Annotated in this window: 22 protein-coding genes and 1 tRNA gene; 10 read left to right on the top strand and 13 right to left on the bottom strand. The window is 72.3% G+C overall.

What is annotated here, in order from left to right; all coding sequences use genetic code 11:
* Positions 1-143: 143 nt before the first annotated feature.
* The gene (locus tag ABT093_RS09135) at positions 144-1,400 is read left to right on the top strand and encodes a restriction endonuclease (protein WP_350562018.1); all 1,257 of its coding nucleotides are present in this window, start codon (positions 144-146) and stop codon (positions 1,398-1,400) included.
* Positions 1,401-1,465: 65 nt separating this feature from the next.
* Here the strand turns inward: ABT093_RS09135 and ABT093_RS09130 are convergent.
* Positions 1,466-1,537: transfer RNA gene (locus ABT093_RS09130), tRNA-Val, on the bottom strand.
* Between the two features lie 220 nt (positions 1,538-1,757).
* On the opposite strand from ABT093_RS09130, the gene ABT093_RS09125 reads away from it, so the two are divergent.
* Both ABT093_RS09125 and ABT093_RS09120 read left to right on the top strand, forming a co-directional pair.
* Positions 1,758-3,080 carry a hypothetical protein gene (locus ABT093_RS09125; protein WP_350562016.1) on the top strand — a complete coding sequence of 441 codons (1,323 nt, stop codon included), beginning with the start codon at positions 1,758-1,760 and terminating at the stop codon, positions 3,078-3,080.
* A gap of 89 nt (positions 3,081-3,169) precedes the next feature.
* Complete coding sequence (locus tag ABT093_RS09120) at positions 3,170-3,397, top strand: FmdB family zinc ribbon protein (protein WP_350562014.1); 228 nt, start codon at positions 3,170-3,172, stop codon at positions 3,395-3,397.
* Between the two features lie 41 nt (positions 3,398-3,438).
* Here ABT093_RS09120 and ABT093_RS09115 read toward each other — a convergent pair whose 3' ends face one another.
* The 3 genes from ABT093_RS09115 to ABT093_RS09105 all read right to left on the bottom strand — a co-directional run bounded on the left by ABT093_RS09115 (position 3,439) and on the right by ABT093_RS09105 (position 8,176).
* The gene (locus ABT093_RS09115; RefSeq protein WP_350562012.1) at positions 3,439-4,338 is read right to left on the bottom strand and encodes an HAD family hydrolase; all 900 of its coding nucleotides are present in this window, start codon (positions 4,336-4,338) and stop codon (positions 3,439-3,441) included.
* A gap of 6 nt (positions 4,339-4,344) precedes the next feature.
* Entirely contained in the window at positions 4,345-6,900 is a 2,556-nt protein-coding gene (locus ABT093_RS09110) for a phosphoribosyltransferase (protein ID WP_350562010.1), read from the bottom strand.
* Between the two features lie 64 nt (positions 6,901-6,964).
* Positions 6,965-8,176, bottom strand: coding sequence for an HpcH/HpaI aldolase/citrate lyase family protein (locus ABT093_RS09105; RefSeq protein ID WP_350562008.1), 1,212 nt, complete (start codon positions 8,174-8,176; stop codon positions 6,965-6,967).
* Positions 8,177-8,498: 322 nt separating this feature from the next.
* On the opposite strand from ABT093_RS09105, the gene ABT093_RS09100 reads away from it, so the two are divergent.
* Entirely contained in the window at positions 8,499-9,596 is a 1,098-nt protein-coding gene (locus tag ABT093_RS09100) for a TerD family protein (RefSeq protein WP_350562006.1), read from the top strand.
* 66 nt (positions 9,597-9,662) lie between these two features.
* On the opposite strand, the gene ABT093_RS09095 is transcribed toward ABT093_RS09100, so the two are convergent.
* The gene (locus tag ABT093_RS09095) at positions 9,663-10,391 is read right to left on the bottom strand and encodes a Tellurium resistance (protein ID WP_350562004.1); all 729 of its coding nucleotides are present in this window, start codon (positions 10,389-10,391) and stop codon (positions 9,663-9,665) included.
* Between the two features lie 346 nt (positions 10,392-10,737).
* Here ABT093_RS09095 and ABT093_RS09090 point away from each other — a divergent pair, with 346 nt between their 5' ends.
* Positions 10,738-11,862, top strand: a complete 1,125-nt coding sequence (locus ABT093_RS09090; RefSeq protein WP_350562002.1) for a DUF2637 domain-containing protein — start codon at positions 10,738-10,740, stop codon at positions 11,860-11,862.
* A 95-nt stretch (positions 11,863-11,957) separates the two neighbouring features.
* On the opposite strand, the gene ABT093_RS09085 is transcribed toward ABT093_RS09090, so the two are convergent.
* From ABT093_RS09085 to ABT093_RS09065, 5 genes are all read right to left on the bottom strand, one after another.
* Positions 11,958-13,064 carry a DUF475 domain-containing protein gene (locus ABT093_RS09085; RefSeq protein WP_350562000.1) on the bottom strand — a complete coding sequence of 369 codons (1,107 nt, stop codon included), beginning with the start codon at positions 13,062-13,064 and terminating at the stop codon, positions 11,958-11,960.
* 54 nt (positions 13,065-13,118) lie between these two features.
* Positions 13,119-13,694, bottom strand: coding sequence for a TerD family protein (locus tag ABT093_RS09080; RefSeq protein WP_350561998.1), 576 nt, complete (start codon positions 13,692-13,694; stop codon positions 13,119-13,121).
* 217 nt (positions 13,695-13,911) lie between these two features.
* Entirely contained in the window at positions 13,912-14,487 is a 576-nt protein-coding gene (locus ABT093_RS09075; RefSeq protein WP_350561996.1) for a TerD family protein, read from the bottom strand.
* A 171-nt stretch (positions 14,488-14,658) separates the two neighbouring features.
* Complete coding sequence (locus tag ABT093_RS09070) at positions 14,659-15,117, bottom strand: peroxiredoxin (protein WP_350561994.1); 459 nt, start codon at positions 15,115-15,117, stop codon at positions 14,659-14,661.
* Between the two features lie 309 nt (positions 15,118-15,426).
* Positions 15,427-15,864, bottom strand: a complete 438-nt coding sequence (locus tag ABT093_RS09065) for a DUF3052 domain-containing protein (RefSeq protein ID WP_350561992.1) — start codon at positions 15,862-15,864, stop codon at positions 15,427-15,429.
* 516 nt (positions 15,865-16,380) lie between these two features.
* On the opposite strand from ABT093_RS09065, the gene aceE reads away from it, so the two are divergent.
* From aceE to ABT093_RS09050, 3 genes are all read left to right on the top strand, one after another.
* Positions 16,381-19,131, top strand: a complete 2,751-nt coding sequence (gene aceE / locus ABT093_RS09060) for a pyruvate dehydrogenase (acetyl-transferring), homodimeric type (protein ID WP_350561990.1) — start codon at positions 16,381-16,383, stop codon at positions 19,129-19,131.
* Positions 19,132-19,298: 167 nt separating this feature from the next.
* Positions 19,299-19,739, top strand: a complete 441-nt coding sequence (locus tag ABT093_RS09055; RefSeq protein ID WP_350561988.1) for a nitroreductase/quinone reductase family protein — start codon at positions 19,299-19,301, stop codon at positions 19,737-19,739.
* Between the two features lie 123 nt (positions 19,740-19,862).
* Entirely contained in the window at positions 19,863-20,507 is a 645-nt protein-coding gene (locus ABT093_RS09050; RefSeq protein WP_350561986.1) for a hypothetical protein, read from the top strand.
* A gap of 56 nt (positions 20,508-20,563) precedes the next feature.
* Here the strand turns inward: ABT093_RS09050 and ABT093_RS09045 are convergent, their stop codons facing one another.
* From ABT093_RS09045 to ABT093_RS09035, 3 genes are read right to left on the bottom strand one after another with little or no spacing between them, the layout of a single operon-like run.
* A complete protein-coding gene (locus ABT093_RS09045) occupies positions 20,564-20,815 on the bottom strand; it encodes a hypothetical protein (protein WP_350561984.1) in 252 nt (83 codons plus the stop codon).
* Positions 20,812-21,060 carry a hypothetical protein gene (locus tag ABT093_RS09040; RefSeq protein ID WP_350561982.1) on the bottom strand — a complete coding sequence of 83 codons (249 nt, stop codon included), beginning with the start codon at positions 21,058-21,060 and terminating at the stop codon, positions 20,812-20,814. Before ABT093_RS09040 ends, ABT093_RS09045 begins: the two co-directional genes overlap by 4 nt.
* Positions 21,057-21,422, bottom strand: coding sequence for an ATP-binding protein (locus tag ABT093_RS09035; RefSeq protein WP_350561980.1), 366 nt, complete (start codon positions 21,420-21,422; stop codon positions 21,057-21,059). The genes ABT093_RS09040 and ABT093_RS09035 overlap by 4 nt, the downstream gene beginning before the upstream one ends.
* A gap of 325 nt (positions 21,423-21,747) precedes the next feature.
* Here ABT093_RS09035 and ABT093_RS09030 point away from each other — a divergent pair, with 325 nt between their 5' ends.
* Both ABT093_RS09030 and ABT093_RS09025 read left to right on the top strand, forming a co-directional pair.
* Positions 21,748-22,611 (top strand): helix-turn-helix domain-containing protein, encoded by an 864-nt coding sequence (locus ABT093_RS09030; RefSeq protein WP_350562448.1) that lies wholly within the window; start codon positions 21,748-21,750, stop codon positions 22,609-22,611.
* Positions 22,604-22,795, top strand: a complete 192-nt coding sequence (locus ABT093_RS09025; RefSeq protein ID WP_350561978.1) for a DUF397 domain-containing protein — start codon at positions 22,604-22,606, stop codon at positions 22,793-22,795. Before ABT093_RS09030 ends, ABT093_RS09025 begins: the two co-directional genes overlap by 8 nt.
* The last annotated feature ends 68 nt before the right edge of the window (positions 22,796-22,863 follow it).

The raw sequence follows: 22,863 nt of genomic DNA, 5'->3' as shown, positions 1-22,863 counted from the left end.
GGCCGGTCCGATCTCCCGGACCGGCCTCACTCGCGCCTCCTCTCCCGCGAAAACTGCCCCGGTGTCAGCGCTTGATCACGCACGCGAGAGACTCCCTGTTCGCACAGATGTACTGCCCGCCGAGCAGAAACGAGCCCGAGCACGTGCCCGCGCCCAGCACACCGTCACCGCAGATCGAGCAGCCCGCCGCAGCCTTCGAGGAACTGGGCAGCGTCGACCTCCAGCTCGACGCCTTCTATCCGGGCGGCACGAGAGGTAACAGCTCGGACGACCCCATCAATCGGCTGATCCCTGGTGTAGGCAACCAAGGCGGCTTCCGCATGGCTGGCTCACCGTGGAAGCAGACCGTACGCCTGGCCGTCCTCTACACGACCGGACGCCAGCCCGACTGGCCGGACACGCTCGACGCTCAGACCGGCGCCTTCACCTACTACGGGGACAACCGGACTCCCGGCCACGAGCTGCACGAAACCCCGCGGGGCGGGAACCACTTGCTGCGGGACACCTTCGAGGCCTCCCATGCAGGGCCCGCGGAGCGGCGCCTGATCCCACCGTTCCTACTCTTCGAGAAGGCTGGCTCCAGTGGCCGCTCCGTACGGTTTCGCGGGCTGGTCGCACCGGGCGGCCCGGCGCTTACCTCTGATGACGAACTTGCCGCTATCTGGCGAACAACCAGCGGCCGACGCTTCCAGAACTACCGGTCCCGCTTCACCGTCCTGGACCAGGCCGTCATTCCCCGAGGCTGGATCCAGCACGTCCTCGGCGGCGGCGACCCGCTGGACGGCGGATGCCCCGATGTCTGGCGGACCTGGGTCGAGGCCCGCGCTTTCGTACCGCTCACCGCCCCGGCGACAACGGTCATCCGCACGCAAGCCGAGCAGCTGCCGGGCGACCCCGCGTCCCAGGCCGTCCTGGAGGCAGTCCGCGAGCACTTCCGAGGCCGCGAGCACGACTTCGAAGCATGCGCGGTCGAGCTGTGGCGGCTGCTTGCGCCAGCGACCGGGCAGGTGGAGGTGACCCGCCGCACCAGCGACGGCGGGCGCGATGCAGTCGGCCAGTACCACCTGGGCCCGCCCACCGACCGGATAGCCATCGACTTCGCTCTCGAAGCCAAGTGCTACTCCCCCAGCCACTCCGTAGGCGTCAAGGAAGGCAGCCGACTGATCTCACGCCTGCGCCACCGCAACTTCGGTGTGCTCGTCACCACGTCGTACTTCCACCGCCAGATGCAGGAGGAGATTCGGGACGACCAGCATCCCGTCGTGCTGATCAGCGGGCGGGACATCGTCGACCTGCTCCGGGAGCACGGCTACGCCTCAAAGGAGGCAGTCGAGGCCTGGCTGGTCCAGCGGTTCCCGGCGCCGGAGGCTTCTGGCACGGTGGTGGCACGGGAGGAGTAGGACCCCGGGAACGATGAAGGGCCAGTTCGGGAGGATCCTGCCTCCAAACTGGCCCTTCGTGTCTGTGGGCGCGGACGGTTTCGAACCGCCGACATCTGCTTTGTAAGAGCAGCGCTCTACCGCTGAGCTACGCGCCCCGGGGGTGTGGTGGGCCCGGTTCGGGCGCACGACGAATGCTTAGGGTACCTGGTCCGTGGGGTGGTGTGGTGCAGGGTGGTCGGGGGTGGGGCGGGTGGGGTGCCGGTCGGGCGGGGTGATCGGGAAGAATGGGCCGTGGATCAGTGGTCGGGAACCAGGGAGCGCGCAGTGAGGGTGGCCGGCGGAGGCGGGCGGGGGCGGCGGTGGCCGGGGAGCGCGATGGCCGAGGCGCTGGTGCTGCCGCTGGTCGTCGCGGGTGCCCTCGGGGCCGCCGGGGCGGCGTCGTTCGGGGCCGGCGGGGGCTGGTGGGGGCGGCGCGGCGGGGAGGGCATGCGGGCGGACGCCCGGGCGGCGCGGGACGCGGCGCAGCAGGCGTTCTACGACGTGGACTCCACCCAGCGCGAGGCGCGGCTGGCGGTGGAGACGGTGCGCTCCGCCGGGGACGGCGCGACGGCGCGGCGGGCGGTGGCGGACTTCGAGGCGATCTCCGGCCGGGTCGACCAGGTGACCGTGAACTACCTGACCGCCCTCGACGCGCACGACCTGGACGCGGAGGACCTGGAGTCCGGGACGGCGGCCCGCGCCAAGCACCAGCTGGACGACGTGAAGGGGCAGCTCGGTTCGGCGCTCGCGGAACTGAACGACTTCCTGCGCAAGCTGCAGCCGGCGCTGGAGCGGGCCGAGCAGCAGCTGATGCGGGTGACCCCGGCGGTGGAGCAGGCCAGGGCGGCGCTGCTGGCCGCGAGCAACGCGCTGGACGCCGCGCGCGGCGCCGGGCTGCGGGCGGACGAGCTGGCGACGCGGCTGGCCGAGCTGGCCCCGGAGCTGGCGCGGCTGAACGAGGGCGTGGCGCAGCACGGGGTGCCCGGCACGCTGGAGCGCGCGGAGCGGGTGCGCGAGCGCGCCGAGGCGATCGCGGCGGAGTCCGGGCAGCTGCCGGAGCGGGCCCGCGAGATCGACCGCCGGGTGGCCAGCCTGCGGACCAGGATCCAGGCGCTGGAGACCAAGGCCGGGACGGTGGAACCGGCGCTGAGCGAGTTGCGCCGGCGGTTCTCGACCTCGTGCTGGCAGGACCTCCAGCGGGTGCCGGTCCAGGTCGCGGAGACCCGGCGGGCCGCCGAGGAGAAGCTCGCCGAGGCCGCCCGGGCCCGGGACGGCCAGCGCTGGGCGGACGCCACGGGCGCGCTGGGCACGGTGCGCGCGCTGCTGGACACGGCGGACGGCTCGGTGGTCGCGGTGAACGACCGGCTGCGGCAGCTGAACGAGGTGCAGATCGACCCGAACAAGGAGGTCGAGCGGGCCCGCTTCGCCCTGCGGGACGCCCAGCGGCTCGCGATGGCCGGGCGGCACGCGCCGGACCCGCGGCACGCCGGGCCGCTGGACGCCGCGGTGGCCCGGCTGGACCGCGCGGTGGCCGAGCTGGAGTCGGCCGGACGGCACCCGGACTACTGGCGCTTCCTGACCGAGCTGGCCGCGGTGCGGGAGACGGCGGCGGACGTGGTGGAGCTGATCCGCGGGGAGCTGGGCGGCGGAGTGCGGTAGCGGGCCGGGCAGCGGGCTGGGCAGCGGGCCGGACAACGGGCCGGACAACGGGCCGGACAACGGGCGGCGGCGCGGATACGCTGGCGGACATGCCTCGTTATGACTTCCGCTGCCGCGCCTGTGGCGCCACCTTCGAGCTCCGCCGTCCGATGGCCCAGGCGGGCGACCCCGCCGTCTGCCCGCAGGGCCACCAGGACACCGTGAAGCTGCTGTCGACCGTCGCCGTCACGGGCGCGGCCTCCGCCGGCGGCGCGCCGCAGCAGGCCCCGTCGGCCGGTGGCGGCGGGGGCTGCTGCGGCGGCGGCTGCTGCGGCTGACAGGCGCCTGAGCGAACGGCCGGAACGGCGCAGCCGGCGGCTCAGCCCGCCGTGACGGCGGCCGGGTCGGCCTCGACGGCCTCGCCCCGGACCCGGGCCAGGAAGCGGCGGACGATCTCCTCGCCCGCCGCCACGCCCACCTCGTCGAGCGCGGTGACGCCGGGCGCCGTCCACCCGGTGTCGGCCAGCTCGCCGTGGCCGGGCCGCCAGGCGGCGTCGGCGGCGCGCAGCAGGTCGGCGTCGAGCAGCGAGTCCCCGGCGGAGAGCACGGTGGCCCCGCCGACCCGCCGCACGACCTCGGCCAGCGCCGCGCTCTTGCTGAGCGGCGCCGGCACCGCGTACACCTTGCGTCCCTGGAGCGAGACGGTCCACCCGCGCTCCGCGCACCAGCCGGTGAGCTCCGCGAGCCAGCCCTGCGGCAGCTCGGCGCGCTCCACCACCAGGTAGGCGAACAGCTCGTCGGCGACCCGCCGCTTGTGCGTCCACTCGGGGTCCGCGCAGAGCGCCAGGTGCTCGACCACCTCGGCCAGCGGCGCCGCCAGGCCGGCCAGCCGGGCGGCCATCTCGGCCTCCCAGTCGGCGTCCGGCACGCCGTCGACGAGCAGCCGCCCGCCGTTGGCGCAGATCGCGTACGGCGGGACCCAGCCGGGCGTCGGGCCGGGCAGGTTGACCCGCTCGTACTGGGCCCGGGTGCGGGTGGTGGCGGGGACCAGCAGGGCCTGGCCGGCGAGCTCGACGAGCAGCGCGGCGGCCTGCTCGGTCATGAAGGAGAGCGCCTTGCCGTCGTGCACCTCGACGGAGAGCAGGCGCGGCGCGAGCCGGTCCGGCACGTCGAGGGCGAGGGCGCGGTTGGAGTAGATCAGGGTGCGGTCGAGGTCGCTCGCGACGACGAAGCGGCCCGCGGCGCCGCCGTTCATGCCGCCGCTCAGGTAACCGGTCATCGGGGCTCAGGACTCCTTCACGAGAACGGCCGTGCCCGAGGCGCCGGTCGCCCCCCGGGTGTAGCGGGGGTGGATGAGGCCGACGCAGGAGTACGGCAGGTCGTCCACCTCCTCGACCGGAACCCCCCGTTGGGCGGCGAGCAGCCGGACGTGGTCCAGGTCGGCGCCCGCGCCGCGCCGGGCCAGCACCCGCCAGGGGACGCGGCGCAGCATGACCCGGGTGGTCTCGCCGACGCCGGGCTTGACCAGGTTGACGTCGTCGATGCCGAACTCGGCGCTGATCCGCTCGACGGCGGCCCAGCCGGCCCAGTCGGGGGTGCGCTCGGCGGCGTGCCCGGCGTCGAGGAAGCGCCCGGCCGCCGCGACGGCCTCGGCCCGGACGTCCGCGAAGTGGTCGGCGACGGTGTCCAGGAAGGCGCCGGAGACGTCGGCGCCGGCCAGCTCGGTGTAGTGCTTGGCGCCGTGGAAGTCGTCCGGGCCGATCAGGTCGGCGCGCAGCACGGTGCGCGAGACCAGGCCGGAGACGGTCGAGTTGAGGCAGGCGGACGGGATCAGGAAGTCGTCCCGGGTGCCGAAGGTGGACACGCAGCGGCCGGGGTCGGCGAGGACGGCGAGGCCGGGGTCGAAGCCCGTCCCGGCGAGCGCCGCGGCGAGTTCGCGGGTGATCGCGCCCTTGCCGGTCCAGCCGTCGACGAACACCACGTCGGCGGCCCGGTGGTGGGCGTCCAGATAGCGCAGCGCGACCGGGTCGATGCCGCGGCCGCGGACGATGGAGACGGCGTAGTGCGGGGCGTCGACGCCGTGCCCGGCGGCCAGCCAGCGGCGGATCAGGACGCCGACGGGCGTGCCGGCGCGGGCCAGCGAGGCGAGCACCAGGCCGGGGCCGCGCTCGCGCAGCAGGGTCTCGGCGACGGTGCCGACGGCGAGCGCGATCCGCCGGGCGGAGGTCCGCAGGGCCTGGTGGAACAGCTCCTGGTACTCGGGGCTCGGCTGGTACTCGACCGGCAGCGACTCGGCGTAGTGGGCACCGCCGCGCTGCACGGCCTCCTCGCGCTCCTCGGTGGGCGCCTCCAGGGCGACGCCGGAGAGGTCCTTGAGCAGCCAGGCGACCTCGTCGGCGCGGTAGGAGGAGAACGCCGGGCCGTAGAGCGGCCGCGGGAGCGCGGCGGCGGGCCGGTGGGAGGGCAGCACGGCGAGCACCACCCGGTCGGTGACCCGCCGCAGCTGGCCGAGCAGGGCGCGCTCGCCCCGGTGCAGGGCCGGGGTGTCGGCGACGTCGTCGACGACCAGCACCACGGTGGCGAAGCGGCGGGCCGGGTCGGCGCCGGGGGCGACGTTGTAGGCGTAGCGCTCGCGCGGGGAGTCGTCGGCGGGGTCGTCGTGGGCGGGGAACGCCAGCCGGGTGCGGATGGCGTAGCCGGGGTCGTCGACGGCGAGGACGGGCGAGCGGGTGGTGGTCGAGCTGTGGACGCGGTCGGCGCCGCCGGGCAGCCGCTCGGCGAGAGCGCCGGCCAGCCGCAGCGGCGCGTACATCAGCTCCTCGAAGCCGAGCACCAGCACCCGCCCGCCGTCGACGGAAGCACCGCCCTCCCCTGCAGCAGCACCGCCGTCCGCAGCACCGCCCTCCCCTGCACCGCCGCCCTCGACGGCCGCCGCCAGCTGGTCGGCCAGCGCCGGCAGCGCCTCCTCCAGCCGGGCCCGGTGCGCCGGGGTGAAGCCGTGCCGCCCGCCGTCCGGCAGCCCCTCCGGCCAGTCCAGCTCGACGCGCACCAGCGGCGCGGCCGGGCCTGCCGCCGGCTCGGGGGCCGGCCCGGCCTCGGCGATCAGCCGCTCGGCCCGGTCCAGGATGTCCGCGGGCAGCTCGACGCCGCCGCCGGCCAGGGCCACCAGGTCGAGCCGGACGCCGAGTTCGGCGGCGGTGTCGGCGAGCCGCCGCCGGTCGGCGGAGCCGCGCAGGTCGACCAGCGCGACCACCACGTAGTGCTCGCGCGGGTGGCGGGCGTGCAGGGCGCGGATGGTGTTGAGCACGGTGGTGCCGGTGGAGAACTCGTCGTCCACCAGAACGAGCGGCCCGTCCGCGGCGAGCAGCCCGGGGTCGGCGGGCAGCAGCAGGTGGGAGGTGGCGTGCGAGTGCTCCTCCTCGAACCCGCCGACCGGGGTGAGTCCGGGCACCGGACGGCGGGTGGAGTGCAGGTAGGGGGCGTCCAGGCCGTCGGCGACGCTGTGGCCGAGGCCGGTGGCGGTCTCCGCGTAGCCGAGCACGACGGCGCGCGCGAGCGCCTGCCCGCCGAGCCCGTCGAGCAGTTCGCGGACCCGGCGGCCGAGTTCGAGGCCGGCGCCGTGCACCACGTCGGGACGCTGCGGCACGTGCTTGCCGAGCACGGTGGAGACCAGCAGGTGGGCGCGCTTGCGGTTCTCCCGCAGGGCGAGGCCGACCAGTTCGGGGAGGCGCTCGGAACCGGTCAGCGCGACGCCGGCCCGCTCGGCCACCCAGCGGCCGGTCCACTCCTGCGGGACGGCGCGCTGCCGCGCTCCGGTCCGCTCCTGCTCTGCTGCTGTCACGAAGGGGTCCTGCTTTCGGTGGTGCGGTGCGATGGGCAAGGTCTGGGGAGGGGGGACGGGCGGCTCAGCGGCAGAGGCAGGCCGACAGGAGCTCCGCGAAGCTGACGTCCTCGCGGGCCACCCCGAACACCTCGGCGCGCAGCATCACCCGCTCCGCCCAGGCCCGGTGCGGCTTGGCCTCGTTCATCTTGTTGGTGTACGCCGAGCGCAGCACCCCGCCCCCGCCGCGCTCCTGGCGGAGGATGTCCCGGGCGTCGCTGTACTCCTCGTGCGTCACGACGGAGAGCGCGTGCACCGCGGGCACATGGCTGGGGTGGATGCAGGTCTTGCCCAGCAGGCCGTTGGCGCGGTCGAGTTCGATCTCGCGGATCAGCCCGTCGAGGTCGTGCTCGATGATCCGCCGGCGGACCGCCTCCCGCGAGGGCTCGGCCTCGGCGAAGGGCGTGCGGCGCAGCTGCGGCTTGAACATGCGCTCCTGGACCGGGAAGTACTCCCAGACCGGGCCGGTGACGGTGAACCCGGTGCCGTCGGCGCGGCCGAGCACGTTGACCACGTCGCCGATCACCGAGGCGACCAGGGCGACGTCGTACGCGGTCAGGTCGGGCGAGCGGCGCAGGCCGTAGGCGGAGCAGAGGTCGGTGACGCCGAGGCGCACGGCGAGGATCCGCCCGCGGTGCTTGTCGAGCAGCCGGGCTATGCCGAACAGCTGGTCGCGGCGGGTCTCCAGGTGGGCCAGCTCGGGGGACTCCAGGACGGGCATGGCGAACAGCCGGTGGCCGGCGGCGGTCTCGGCCGCCGCGAGGGCCTCCAGGAAGTCCCCGCCGCTCTCCTCGGTGAACTTGGGCAGGACGAAGCCGGTGAGCACGCCGATCGCCGGTCCGAGCCGCTCGGCGAGGTCGGTGAGCTGGGCGGCGGTCCGCACTCTGATGAAGAGGAGGGGAAGATCCTGTGTGCAAGTGGTGGAGGCACCGGCCGTGCCGACACCCTCCGTGACCTCCGCCCACAGCTCGCCGAGCCGGGCCACCAGGTTGGCCTCGGCGTCCGGCACCTCGTGGTCGGCGATGGCGTCCTCCAGGCAGAGCACCATCGAGACGACCCCCTGCGCGGCCTGCTTGCGGATGTCCGCGCGCAGGGTGGGCCGGGTGGCCGGGCTGTAGAGCGTGGCGCCCAGGGCGGTGGCCAGCAGGGCCGGGTCGCCGTCGGGGGCGAACTCCCCCGGCGCCTGGAGAAAGAGCCGGTCGCGAACGTCGTCCGCGAGGTGGCCGAAGTGGCGCAAGATGCTCTCCTCAGGAGTTCGGCCGCCGGTCCGGCGGAGGCGGGGAGGGGCGGCGACGAGCCCCGGTGCAACACCCGGTTCAACCGGCGCGACGGCCCTGGTGGTTCCCCGCCCGGTTCCGGCCGGTCACCGTCGACCGGGCCCCGGAGCCTCCCGCCCGCCCATCGTACGGACGGCTCCGGGCGTGCGCTGGTTCCGCAAGGGCGAATTCTCGGAAGGTTACCCTCCACTTCACAAAGCGCAAGCGTTGGCAAAGTCCCACCACGACGCCTCCCCCGGTCACGTTGTCCGAAGGGGTGGCGAACAGGCAGGATGGTCGGCTATGACGCACGTGATGGCCAAGGGCGCCAACATCGCACTGCCGGTGGCGGCGGTCCGCGCCGTGCTGCGCTGGAGCGCCACGCCCGGTGCGCCGGACGTGGACGCCTCCGCACTGCTGCTCGGCCCGGGCGGCAAGGTCCGTTCGGATGCCGACTTCGTCTTCTACAACCAGCCGCGCCACCCGTCCGGCCTGGTGCGCCACCTGCCCAAGCAGCAGAGCGCCGGCGGCGGCGAGATCACCGACACCGTCGAGGCCGAGCTCGCCAAGCTGCCGGCCGACGTCGACCGGGTGGTGCTGGCCGGCTCCTCCGAGGGCGGCTCGTTCCGCGCGGTGGCCGGGCTGCGCCTGCAGCTGTTCGACGCCGCGGCCGGCGACGGGGCACCGGCCCTGGCCGAGTTCGCGATGGCCGACGGGGACGAGGTCACCGCGCTGGTCGCGGGCGAGCTCTACCGCCGGGCGGGCGCCTGGAAGTTCCGGGCCGTCGGCCAGGGGTACGCGTCCGGGCTGATCGGCCTGGCCACCGACTTCGGCATCACCGTCGAGGACGAGGGCGGGACGGGCACCCCGCCCCCGGCCGGACCGTCCGCCGCCCCGGCCGCGGACCCGCGGACCGCGCTGCCCGACCCCCGGCCGGCCGGCCGGCCCGAACCGGGCACCTTCACCCTGGCCCCGGCCGTCCCGCAGCCGCAGGCCGCCGCCCGGACCACCCCGGCACCGGCCGGCGTCCCGGTCAACACGCCCCCGCCGCCGCCCAACCCGCCCACGATGCCGCCGAACGTCCCGCCGGCCCCGGCCGCGCCGCCGGCCCGGCAGCCCGGCTACGGCTACCCGCCGCCGGACACCGCGCCCCGGCCGCCCCAGCAGGGCGGGTACGGCTACCCGCCGCAGGCCCCGCGGCCGGACGGCTACGGCTACCCCCAGCAGCCCGCGGCGCCCGCCCCGGGCTACGGCTACCCGCAGCAGCAGGCCCCGCAGCAGGGCGGCTACGGCTACCCGCCGTCGAACACCGCGCCCCAGCAGCCGCCCCAGCCCGCGCCGCTGCCCGCCGCCGAGGAGTTCGCGCTGCCCCCGCAGGGCCCGCAGTTCCAGCCGCGCTGAACCGACGCCGACGCCCACGCCCCGCCGACGCCCCCGCCCAGGGGGTCCGGCGGCGCGCCCCGCGCCTCACTCCGGCTTGTAGCCCCGCTGCCACTGCATCCCGAAGCCGTACAGCCGGTCGATGTCCGCCTGGAACCCGTTGACGTAGCGCACCTCGCGCCGCACCGTCAGCGCGTTGTCCCCGCTGTTCTCGATCAGCACCACCGCGCAGGACCGCGCCGCCGGGGCCCGCTCCTCCAGCTGCACCTCGATCCGCGGCCCGGACTGCGGCACGATCGTCACCACCGCGTTGGTCTGCTCGAAGGCGGGCGTGCCGTCGTAGATGTACACGAAGACCAGCAGCCGCTTGAACTGGTCCTTCTTCTCCAGGTTGATGTACATCGTCTCGCCGGACGGCGCGCCGTACTGGTCGTCGCCGCTGAGCTTGACGTACGGCGCGTGCTGGAGGTCCCCGAGGAAGCCGCCCAGCGGCTGCACCACGCCCCGCTTGCCGTCCGTCAGCTCGTACATGCAGGCCAGGTCGAGGTCCACGTTGACCTGCGCGTTCGCACTGGAGTCCGGCTCCATCGGCCTCAGGATGCGTGGGCTGAGGAACCGTCGCACGGCCTCCCGGGGGGACGTCCGCGGTGCCCCGGTCCGGGTGGTCCAGTGCAGGTTGACGTAGAGGTAGCCGGTGGTCGCCGCCGCGCCGGTGATCGCGTGCTGCGGGGAGGCCTTGGTCAGGGTGACCTTGAACTGGCCGCCCGTGTCGAAGGTGTTCCGCTCCCCGCGCAGGTACTCCCAAATCGAGGCCATGCCGCCCTCCCCCAGCCCCGCCAGTCGCTCTGACGGTCCGCCGTTCCATGATCGGGCATCAACCCGCCCGCCGGGTACCCGAACTCCCCTACCCACCGCCGTCCCGCGGACACCGCCCGGACACCGGCGGGTCGATTGGCGGGGCGAAGCCCACCTCCCGTACCATGCCGCCTCTTCGGACGCGATATCGTCTAGCCGCACAGGTGTACCGCGCGCCCCTCGTCCGGGCGTGCCGGGCGCACCCGTCCGACCACGACGCACCGTCAGGCCCGGTCCCGGGGACGGATCCTGACCACCGTGTCGCACTGTGACCTGTCCCCTGCGGAAACCCGAGGCCCGACCCGCAATGAACCTGACCTCCATACAGCTGGTCTGGACCGTCATCGGCGGCGCAGCCCTGCTGTTCACCGCCATCCTGGTGGCGACGCTGCGCTTCAAGAACAACAACCGGAAGCAGGACTCCGGCGACTCCTGGGAGCGCAGCGAGGAGCGCCGCCGGCGCAAGGAGATGATCTACGGGATCTCCTCCTACGTGCTGCTGTTCTGCTGCGCCGGCGTCGCCGCGGCGCTCTCCTTCCACGGCCTGGTCGGCTTCGGCAAGGAGAACCTCGGCCTGTCCAACGGCTGGGAGTACCTGGTTCCGTTCGGCCTGGACGGCGCCGCGATGTTCTGCTCGGTGCTCGCCGTGCGCGAGGCCAGCCACGGTGACGCGGCGCTCGGCTCGCGCCTGCTGGTCTGGGTCTTCGCGATCGCCTCGGCCTGGTTCAACTGGGTGCACGCCCCGCGCGGCATCTCGCACGACGGCGCCCCCGAGTTCTTCTCCGGCATGTCGATCTCGGCCGCGATCCTCTTCGACCGCGCCCTGAAGCAGACCCGCAAGGCCGCGCTGCGCGAGCAGGGCCTGGTCCCCCGCCCGCTGCCGCAGATCCGCATCGTCCGCTGGCTGCGCGCCCCCCGCGAGACCTACGCCGCCTGGTCGCTGATGCTGCTGGAGAACGTCCGCAGCCTGGACGAGGCCGTCGAGGAGGTGCGCGAGGAGCGCCAGGCCAAGCTGGACGCCAAGGTGCGGGCCCGCAGCGCCGACCGCCGCGAGCGCGCCGAGCTGAAGGCGATCTCCCGTCAGTCCGGCGGCATGCTCTCCCGCAACCGCGGTGGCCGCCAGGTGCCCGCCCTCGCCTCCGCCGGAGACGGCCAGAGCGCTACGGAGCCTGCCCTAGCCTCCGGGGCCGACGCTCTCTCCGCCACCACCGCCGGCGCCTCCGCGCTGGAGCCCGCCGCGCTGAGCACCCTGGAGACCGGCCGCCGCCCGCGCGGCTCCGTCGGCAGCAGCGCCGCCTCGGCTTCGTCCTCGTCCTCGTCCTACCGCAGCAGCTCGACCATCGACCTGACGCCGGACGACGACACCCTGTCGATGCCCAAGCTGGACTCGCTGGAGCGCAAGCTGCGCGCCATCGAGCAGCAGCTCGGCTGAGCCCGCGCCCCGTACACGCCGAACGGCCGTTCCCCACTCGGGAGGAACGGCCGTTCGTCGTCGTGGCGCCCGTGGCGCCCGTGCCGCGCCGTGGACTACTGGGCGCTGCCCACCAGCTCCCGCTCCCCGTCGCCCCCGCCGCCGGTGCCCTCGCGCCGGTTGCGCAGGATCGACGAGCCGAGGGCGAGGCCGATGAAGGCCACGCCGATCAGGCCGGTGACGATCTCCGGGATGTGGTACTCGATGCCGACCATCAGGATCACCGCGAGCGCGCCGATCGCGTAGTGCGCGCCGTGCTCCAGGTAGACGTAGTCGTCCAGGGTGCCCTTGCGGACCAGGAAGACGGTCAGCGAGCGGATGTACATCGCGCCGATGCCCAGGCCCAGGGTGATCTGGAAGATGTCGCTGGAGATGGCGAACGCGCTGACCACGCCGTCGAAGGAGAAGGACGCGTCCAGCACCTCGAGGTACATGAAGAGGAAGAACGCGGCCTTGCCGCCGACCTGGACGATCGACTTGCCGGACTTCTCGGCCTCCTCCTCCTTCTCGGCCTCCTCCTCCAGGCCCGACTCGAAGACCGAGGCGAGCCCGTTGACACCGAGGTAGGTGACGAGACCGAGCACGCCGGCGAGGAGCACCGTCTCGGCGTGCTCACCGGCGAAGAAGTTGGACGCCAGCAGCAGGGTGACCAGGGCGACGACGGTGGAGAAGGCCTCCAGCTTGCCGACCTTCTCCAGCGGGCGCTCGATCCAGGCCAGCCAGTTGTAGTCCTTCTCCTGGAAGATGAAGTCGAGGAAGATCATCAGCAGGAAGACGCCGCCGAAGGCCGCGATGGCCGGGTTGGCCTCCTCCAGGTACTGACCGTAGGTGAGGCCCTCGTACGTCTTGTCGCTGTGCAGGGCGAGGTCGATGACCGTCGCCGGGTTGAGGTGCGCGGTGAGGCCGACGACCAGCAGCGGGAAGATCAGCCGCATACCGAACACGGCGATCAGCACGCCGATGGTCAGGAAGATCTTCTGCCAGTACGGGTTCATCCGCTTCAACACCGTGGCGTTGACCACCGCGTTGTCGAACGAGAGGGAGATCTCCAGGATGGAGAGGATCAGCACGACGCCGAATCCCTCGGCTCCCCAGAGCAGGCCGGCGGCGATCAGTCCGATGATGGTGATCGCGAATGACCAGCCGAATGTGCGGAGGAACACGGGACTTGGTTACCTTTCGGGTTCATGGCGGGACGATCAGGACGATCGCGGCCTTTACTGTACGTTTACGCCGAAATCGAGAGCAATGCCCCGCAGACCGGAGGCGTAGCCCTGGCCGACCGCGCGGAACTTCCACTCGCCCGCGTACCGGTACAGCTCGCCGAAGATCATCGCGGTCTCGCTGGACGCGTCCTCGGTGAGGTCGTAGCGGGCGATCTCCTGGCCGTCCAGCGAGTTGACCACCCGGATGTACGCGTTGCGGACCTGGCCGAAGTTCTGCGACCGGTTCTCGGCGTCGTAGATGGACACCGGGAAGGCGACCTTGTCGACCTGCGGCGGCACGAGGTCCAGGTTGACCAGGACCACCTCGTCGTCGCCGTCGCCGTCACCGGTCAGGTTGTCACCGGTGTGCTCGACCGAGCCCTCGGGGCTCTTGAGGTTGTTGTAGAAGACGAAGTACTCGTCCCCCAGCACGCGGCCACTCGAGCAGAGCAGCGCGCTCGCGTCGAGGTCGAAGGGCGCGCCGGTCGTGGACCGGGCGTCCCAGCCGAGGCCGATCTGCACCTGCGTCAGATTCGGCGCGGCCTTCGTGAGCGAGACATTGCCACCCTTGGCGAGCGTGACACTCATGGCTGTCCTTCCTCCCTTTGCCTCCCGGGGCGCATCTCAGGTCTATTCCCCCGCGACCCCGACCGGCCCCCGTGGACCGGCTGAACTTTCCTGAACTCCCATCCTTCCAGTGCGCCGGGAACGACGGAACGGCCGGGGCGGCCGCCGACGCCCTCGCGTCCGCGGCCGCCCCGGCCGTTCGTGCTGCCGCACCGGGCCGTCACCGGCCCCGCCCGACTCAGACGTTCACGCCGAAGTCCTGGGCGATGCCGCGCAGGCCGGAGGCGTAGCCCTGGCCGATCGCGCGGAACTTCCACTCGGCGCCGTTGCGGTAGAGCTCACCGAAGACCATCGCCGTCTCGGTGGAGGCGTCCTCGCTGAGGTCGTACCGGGCCAGCTCCTTGTTGTCCGACTGGTTCACCACGCGGATGAACGCGTTGCGGACCTGGCCGAAGTTCTGCGACCGGTTCTCGGCGTCGTAGATGGACACCGGGAAGACGATCTTCTGCACGTCGGCCGGCACGGTCGCCAGGTTGACCTTGATCTGCTCGTCGTCGCCCTCGCCCTCACCGGTGAGGTTGTCACCGGTGTGCTCGACCGAGCCGTCGGGGCTCTTGAGGTTGTTGAAGAAGACGAAGTTGCCGTCCGTGCCGACCTTGCCCTGGTCGTTGCAGAGCAGGGCACTGGCGTCCAGGTCGAAATCCGTGCCCGTGGTGGTGCGGACGTCCCAGCCGAGGCCGACCACCACGGCGGTCAGGCCGGGGGCCTCCTTGGTGAGCGAGACATTGCCGCCCTTGCTCAGGCTGACACCCACTTGTCCTCCAAGATTCGGGAGGCACTCCTCGGTGCCCCCGTGGTGCGGTCCGAGGCTCCGGCGGCGAACCGTCCCGGGCCTCTGACCAGCCAACGAGCCGATCGTAGTGCGGGGTTCCCGTCCGCGCCGGGGAACCGGCACAACGCGGGCGGGGCGAGGCCCTCGGCGGGCTCAGAGGGCGCCGAGGGCGGCCAGGTACTCCTGCTCGTCACGGGCGTCCGGCAGGCCGTTCACGACGCTCCAGCGGACCACGCCGGCCTTGTCGATCACGAAGGTGCCGCGGACCGCGCAGCCCTTCTCCTCGTCGAAGACGCCGTAGGCGCGGGAGACCTCGCCGTGCGGCCAGAAGTCGGAGAGCAGCGGGAACTCCAGGCCCTCCTGCTCGGCGAAGATCCGCTGGCTGAAGGGCGAGTCGTTGGAGACGCCGAGCACCTGCACCTCGTCGTTCTGCAGCCGCGGCAGCTCCTTCTGGATCGCGCAGACCTCGCCGGTGCAGACACCGGTGAAGGCGAACGGGTAGAAGACCACGACGACGTTCTTCCCGCCCCGGAAGTCGGAGAGCTTCACCGGCTCGCCGTGCTGGTTCCTGAGCTCGAAGTCCGGAGCCTCGGTGCCGATCTCGATGGCCATGCGGGGACCTCTCCCACTCGACGCGACTGGGCCGCACGGGTGGCGCGGCGAGCGCCATCCTCGCATTCGCCGGCGGCGATTGGTCCGGACGGGTGAGTGCTGGGCCGTCCGGGGCCACCGCTTTCGCCCAGGGCGAACAGTTCGGCCGTCCGGGTCCGGTGCCGCCGGACGGGCCCCGGACGGACGGGACCGGACGGGACCGGGCGGGCACGGGCGGCAACGGACGAAAACGCGACGGGACGGACGAAAACGACCGGGCCCCGCCGGAGGATGCTCCGGCGGGGCCCGGCGGGGCCCGTCAGGCGGCGCTCAGCGCTTGCCCGGCTTGGCGGTCGACTTGGTCGCCAGGCGGGTCGCGGCCCAGTCCTTGGCGACCGCGATCGAGCTGGTCTGGGAGAGGCCGGCGGTGCGGGCCGCGTCGGCGATGTCCGAGGCCTCGATGTGGCCGTCCCGGCCGGTCTTGGGCGTCAGCAGCCAGATCAGGCCGCCCTCGGCCAGGTATTCCAGGGCGTCGACGAGGGCGTCGGTGAGATCCCCGTCGTCGTCGCGGTGCCACAGCAGGACGGCGTCGGCGACGTCGTCGTAGTCCTCGTCGACGAGTTCCGTCCCGGTGATCTCCTCGATGCCCTCGCGGAGGTCCTGGTCAGTGTCTTCGTCGTACCCCAGCTCCTGGACGATCTGGCCCTCTTCGAAGCCGAGACGAAGTGCCGGGTTGGACTTGTCCGCGGGGTCCGCGGTCGCGCTCACGGGAATAACCTCCAGTATTCGGCCCGGCGTCCATGCCGAGGCTGTGGCCGTAGTCCACACGGGCGCGGCGGTTCGCGCAAGTACCCGACCCCCGATCCCCTCCAAAGGTTGACGTGTCGCACCGGGACACGCCGTGCGACGTGTCGGGAATCACACCGATTTGCCCTTCTCTGCACAGGACAAGGATGCTTCGGGTGGTCCTGGTCCACAGGCCGTACGCACGCCCGAGATGCGAACGGCATTCGGGTCCGCGCGTGCGCGGGCGTAGAGTCTCCTGTTGGCCCTCACCCCGGCCGTCCGCCATCGGACGGAAGGGAAACCAGGTCGGACCACCTCTGTTCGTAACACCCGGGGGTGCGCGGCCCGGACGACGCTGTCCGAACCGCACATCACCAGACCGCTCCTTCTGTCAGGGAGAGCGGTTACCGATCGGTAGAGATGACGGATCTCCGAGCGCGGTAGCACGATGGAGGCGGCGCGACACACCTCAGTTTCGACCGACAGTGAAGGAACAGCGTGGCTTCCGGATCCGATCGCAACCCGATCATCATTGGCGGCCTTCCGAGTCAGGTCCCGGACTTCGATCCCGAGGAGACCGCGGAATGGCTGGAGTCGCTCGATGCGGCCATCGACGAGCGGGGGCGTGAGCGTGCCCGTTACCTGATGCTGCGCCTGATCGAGCGCGCCCGCGAGAAGCGTGTCGCCGTGCCCGAGATGCGCAGCACGGACTACGTCAACACCATCGCCACCAAGGACGAGCCGTTCTTCCCCGGCAACGAGGAGATCGAGCGCAAGATCCTCAACGCGACCCGCTGGAACGCCGCGGTGATGGTCTCCCGGGCGCAGCGCCCGGGCATCGGCGTGGGTGGCCACATCGCCACCTTCGCCTCCTCGGCGTCGCTCTACGACGTCGGCTTCAACTACTTCTTCCGCGGCAAGGACGCCGAGGGCGAGTCCGGCGACCAGATCTTCTTCCAGGGCCACGCCTCCCCCGGCATCTACGCCCGCGCCTTCCTGCTGGACCGGCTCGGCGAGCAGCAGCTCGACGCCTTCCGCCAGGAGAAGTCGAAGTTCCCGAACGGCCTCTCCAGCTACCCGCACCCGCGGCTGATGCCGGACTTCTGGGAGTTCCCGACCGTCTCGATGGGCCTCGGCCCGCTCGGCGCGATCTACCAGGCCCGGATGAACCGGTACCTGGAGCACCGCGGCATCAAGGACACCTCCGACTCGCACGTCTACGCCTTCCTCGGCGACGGCGAGATGGACGAGCCCGAGTCGCTCGGCCAGCTCTCCCTGGCCGCCCGCGAGGGCCTGGACAACCTCACCTTCGTGGTCAACTGCAACCTGCAGCGCCTCGACGGCCCGGTCCGCGGCAACGGCAAGATCATCCAGGAGCTGGAGTCGCAGTTCCGCGGCGCCGGCTGGAACGTCATCAAGCTGGTCTGGGACCGCAGCTGGGACCCGCTGCTCGCGCAGGACCGCGACGGCGTCCTGGTGAACAAGCTGAACACCACGGTGGACGGCCAGTTCCAGACCTACGCCACCGAGTCCGGCGCGTACATCCGCGAGAACTTCTTCGGCGGCGACCTGCGGCTGCGCAAGATGGTCGAGTCGATGACCGACCAGCAGATCCAGCACCTGGGCCGCGGCGGCCACGACCACCGCAAGATCTACGCGGCGTTCAAGGCGGCCCGCGAGCACAAGGGCCAGCCGACCGTCATCCTGGCGCAGACCGTCAAGGGCTGGACGCTGGGCCCCAACTTCGAGGGCCGCAACGCCACCCACCAGATGAAGAAGCTGACGGTCGAGGACCTGAAGCGCTTCCGCGACCGGCTGCACCTGCCGATCACCGACAAGCAGCTCGAGGAGGGCTACCCGCCCTACTACCACCCGGGCCGCGACTCGGAGGAGATCCAGTACATGCACGACCGCCGCCAGGAGCTGGGCGGCTACGTGCCGACCCGCAAGGTGCGGCCGCGCAAGCTGGAGCTGCCGGGCGACGACGCGTACAAGGCGGTCAAGAAGGGCTCCGGCAACCAGACCATCGCCACCACCATGGCGTTCGTCCGGCTGCTCAAGGACCTCATGCGGGACAAGGGCATCGGCAACCGCTTCGTACCGATCGCACCCGACGAGTACCGCACCTTCGGCATGGACTCGCTGTTCCCGTCGGCGAAGATCTACAACCCGCTCGGCCAGACCTACGAGTCGGTCGACCGCGAGCTGCTGCTGGCGTACAAGGAGTCGCCGACCGGCCAGATGCTGCACGACGGCATCTCCGAGGCGGGCTGCACCGCCTCGCTGATCGCCGCGGGCTCGGCCTACGCCACCCACGGCGAGCCGCTGATCCCGGTGTACGTCTTCTACTCGATGTTCGGGTTCCAGCGCACCGGCGACCAGTTCTGGCAGATGGCCGACCAGCTGGCCCGCGGCTTCGTGCTCGGCGCCACCGCCGGCCGCACCACGCTGACCGGCGAGGGCCTGCAGCACGCCGACGGCCACTCGCACCTGCTGGCCTCGACCAACCCGGGCGTCGTCGCGTACGACCCCGCGTACGGCTTCGAGATCGCGCACATCGTCAAGGACGGTCTGCGCCGGATGTACGGCTCCAGCGAGGAGCACCCGAACGGCGAGGACGTCTTCTACTACCTCACCGTGTACAACGAGCCGATCAAGATGCCGGCCGAGCCCGAGAACGTGGACGTCGAGGGCATCCTCAAGGGTCTGTACAAGTACGCGGACGGCACCGCCGGCCGGATCCCGGCGCAGATCCTCGCCTCCGGCGTGGCCGTGCCGTGGGCCCTGGAGGCCCAGCGGATCCTGGCCGAGGAGTGGAACGTCAAGGCCGACGTCTGGTCCGCGACCTCCTGGAACGAGCTGCGCCGCGACGCGGTGGAGGCCGAGGAGTTCAACCTGCTGCACCCCGAGGAGCAGCAGCGCGTGCCGTACGTCACCAGCAAGCTCCACGGCGCCGAGGGCCCGTTCGTCGCGGTGTCCGACTGGATGCGCGCGGTGCCGGACCAGATCGCCCGCTGGGTGCCGGGCCAGTGGCAGTCGCTGGGTGCGGACGGCTTCGGCTTCGCCGACACCCGCGGTGCGGCCCGTCGCTTCTTCCACATCGACGCGCAGTCCGTCGTGCTGGCCGTGCTCACCGAGCTGGCCAAGCAGGGCAAGATCGAGCGCAGCGTGCTGAAGGACGCGATCGACCGCTACCAGCTGCTCGACGTGGCGGCGGCCGACCCGGGCGCCGCGGGCGGCGACGCCTGAGCCGGTAACCGGTAGCCGTTTCCCGAGGGGCCCGGTCCTCCCGCTGCGTGCGGGAGGACCGGGCCCCTCGGGCTTTTCACTGTGTCTCCGGTCACACCGACTTGAACCTCACACCGGTGTCAGCTCCTAGGCTCGTCCCGACGAACCGGTCCAGAGGAGGGTCACCGATGTACACCGCGCACCCCCAGCCCGCCGACGGCGGCAACGACTACAACCGCCAGGTGATCGCCGAGTTCCGGGCGGCCGAGGGCGTGGTCGGCGGCGACTTCGCCGGCAGGACCCTGCTGCTGCTCACCACCCGCGGCCGGCGCAGCGGCGAGTCCCGCACCACCCCGCTGGTCTACCTGGAGGACGGCGGGCGGGTGATCGTCTTCGCGCTGAACGGCGGCGCGCCCACCGACCCGGCCTGGTTCCGCAACCTCGCCGACGGCCCCGAGGTCACCGTCGAGCTCGGCCCGGACACCTTCGCCGCGCACGCCGTCCCGCTGGACGCCGCCGAGCACGAGGCCGTCTGGACCCGGCAGATCGCGATCGAGCCGCTGTTCGCCGAATTCCGTGCCCGAACCACCCGGGTGGTCCCGCTGGTGGAGCTTCGCCGGGCGGCCTGAAAGCGCCGCGCAGCGGTTCCGGCTCCTGCTCCCTCTTAACCTTCCCAAAAATCGCCCTTAAGGTGTCACCGAGGGGGCGAGGGGAGGGGGGCCGGTACCGTGCGTACACCGAGGACGGGGGCGTTGCCCCTGGCGTTGCTGGTCGGGGTGACGACCGGCGCCCTGCTGTCACAGCTGCTGCCCGCTCCGGAGGAGATCGGCGGGCCGTCGGTGTCGCTGCCGGCCGCCCCGGACCGGGCCCTGACCGACCTGGCACCGGTCCCCGCCCCTGCCACCCCTGCTCCCGGCCCCGACCCCGGGCCCGGCCCGGCCGCCCCCGCACCCGCCGACCCGGGCGCGCCCGCCGACCCCGTCGGACCCGGTGCCTCCGCGCCGCCGGCCGCCCCGCCCGCGACCTCGGCCGCCCCGCCCGCCGTTCCCCGCGACCGGCCCGTGCCGGGCCGGTCGCCCTCGCTCGGGCTCGTCTCCGCCGAGGTGGCGCCGACCGCCCCGGCGACGCCCCCCGCCCCGCCGGCGCCCCCCGCCGCGTCCGCGGACTCCGCCGCCCCGAGCACGCCTGCCGCCCCGGCGCCGAGCCCCACCCGCACCCCGCCGGTCCCGCTGCCCGCCCCGGCCCCGACCGGCGGCGGCAACCACTTCGGCCCCACCCAGGTGCTGCCCACCCCGAGCCCGTCGGCGACGCTGTCGGAGGAGGAGTACTGGCAGCGGGCCGAGCAGTGCTGGGCCGCCGCCGAGACCGACCCGACCCTGGACTGCCCGACCTCCTGACCACGGCCGGAGCGGGAAGTCGGACCTGCCGACTTCCCACTCCAGGGGCCAAGGGTTCAACGGGGTATGCGCCGCCGGTCCGGCTCGGGGTTGGTCTCGGGGCTGAACCGGCCGGCCTGGCGGGCGATCCACGCGTACTCGGCGGTGCCGTCGGGGAGCGTGCGGAGTTCCCAGCGCCCGTGCCGGGTGATGGGCGGCGGGGCGAAGGTGTCGCGCATCCGCAGGCTGGTGACGACGCCCGTGACGACGGTGGCGATCGCGAGGGCCAGGAGCACGGCGAAGGCCGCGCCGACGAGGAAGCCGCTCATCGGCGGGCCGCTTCACGGAGGAGGTCGAGCAGGTTCAGGAGGGTGGAGACCGGCGCGTGGCCGAAGTCGACGCGGAGGAGGCCGTCGTCGCCGGTGGGGTCGGCGACGACGGCGGAGTCCCGCTGGACGCCGAGGCTCCCGCCCCGCTCGCGGAGTTCGCCGAGCAGAGAGGTGACCTCGGGCTCGGTGTAGGTGCGGAGGATCTTGTCGTGGGGGCCGACGGGCTCCCGTCCGGCGGTGCTCACGCGGCGAAGTCCAGCTCGAACCAGACGGACTTGCCGTTCTTGTGGGCGTCGATCCCGAAGCGGTGGGCGAGGGCGCGGACGAGGCGGAGTCCACGCCCGGAGAGGGCGTAGGGGTCCGCGGGGGCGGGGGGCTCGGGCAGGGTCGGGCAGTCGTCGCAGACCGAGACGCGCAGGGAGGCCGGCCGGAGGGTGATCACCACTGAGGGCGCCCGCGAACCGGCGTGCGCCCAGGCGTTGACGAAGAGTTCGAGGAACGCGAGCTCCGCATCGGCGATGTCGTCCGGCCGCCAGCCGGACTCGGAGAGGACGGCACGCAGCTCGCAGCGGGCGACCGAGCAGTCCGGCGGGTTGAGGGCACGCATGGGAGACCTCCATGGGGAGAGGCGGAGGGAGGGAGGAAAGGGGAGACGCCGACGGATCGTCGCCGTGAACCAGGCCAGCCCGGAGCCGGCTGCTCTGCGGCGCAAAAGGGCAGCAGGCGCCTACTGCCCGGACGAACAGGCCTTACTGACGACCCGTCGGATCACCATGGGATCGACCATGGCCCACGGCGTCTTCAATTGAAGGAGATGTTCGCGAGAATCCCTCTTCCGAGGGAAGGACCACGTCCAGGATCGTCGAAGCTGGTTGGACCACCTCACGATCCGCGCGGCAGACTGGCCGCACACCATCCCCCGAAAGGACGCCATGCCTCTTCGTCGCGACCCGACCTTGCGCCAGCGTCGCCTGGGCGCCGAGATGCGGAAGATGCGAGAGCAGGCCGGTCTTGGTGGCAGCCAGCTTGCGCGCGGCCTTGGGCTGAACCCCACGCAAGTCACACAGATGGAGACCGGCAGAATCGGTGTCAGCGCTGATCGCCTTCGGACCGTGGCCGCCGCCTGCGACTGCAGAAACACCCCGTTGATCAACGCCCTCGCCGACATGGCCGTCGAACGAGGGAAGGGCTGGTGGGAGGACTACCGAGGAGTCTTGTCCACGGACTTCCTTGAGGTTGCGGAGGTTGAGGGCCACGCCCAGAAGCTCTACACCTGCACGACCACCTACATCCCCGGACTCCTTCAAACGAGCGACTACGCATCAGCGGTCTTCTCGCGAGCCACCCCGCTACCCACCCGGCAAGACATCGCCCTGCGAACCGAGTTCCGCATGAGACGGCAACAGGTTCTCCACTCGCAGAAGGTCCCCTACCTTGCCTTCGTGCACGAGGCTGCGCTGAGGATGCAGTTCGGCGGATCCGAGATCCTTGCCGAGCAACTTGCCGCACTTATCCAGGCGTCCGAGACCCCGGGAATCTCGGTACGGGTGATGCCGTTCAGCACCGACACCTTCCCCGGATCCAGCGAGAACCTCACCTTCGCCGAAGGTGTGACTCCCGAGCTGGACACCGTACAGATGGATGTCGCCCACGCAGTCCAGTTCTTCGACTCACCAGCTCATCTGGCGAGCTACCGAGCCGTCTTCGCTCGCCTGGACTCCAACGCCCTGCCTGAGGATGGGTCGCGAGAGCTCATTCGATCCATCATGAAAGAGGTCGTGAACAGGTATGCCTGAGAACACTTGGCAGAAGTCCAGCTACAGCGGTGCACACGATGAGTGCGTGGAGGTGCGCAGCGCCGGAGGACTGATCGAAGTCCGGGAGTCCGATGACCCTGACGTCATAGTCAGCACCAACACCTCCGCCTTCACCTCCCTGCTCCACACCGTCAGAGCCGGCGAACTCGACCACCACGCCTGACCTCGGCGGCGCCGCCCCGCCCCCCGGCGGAGCCCCCCCCCCCCCGCACCCCCACCCCGCGCGCGGGG

It is taken from the genome of Kitasatospora sp. NPDC002551 (assembly GCF_040296005.1).
In the GTDB taxonomy this organism is placed as follows: Bacteria; Actinomycetota; Actinomycetes; order Streptomycetales; family Streptomycetaceae; genus Kitasatospora.
This window is presented reverse-complemented; position numbering and strand designations above follow the sequence as displayed.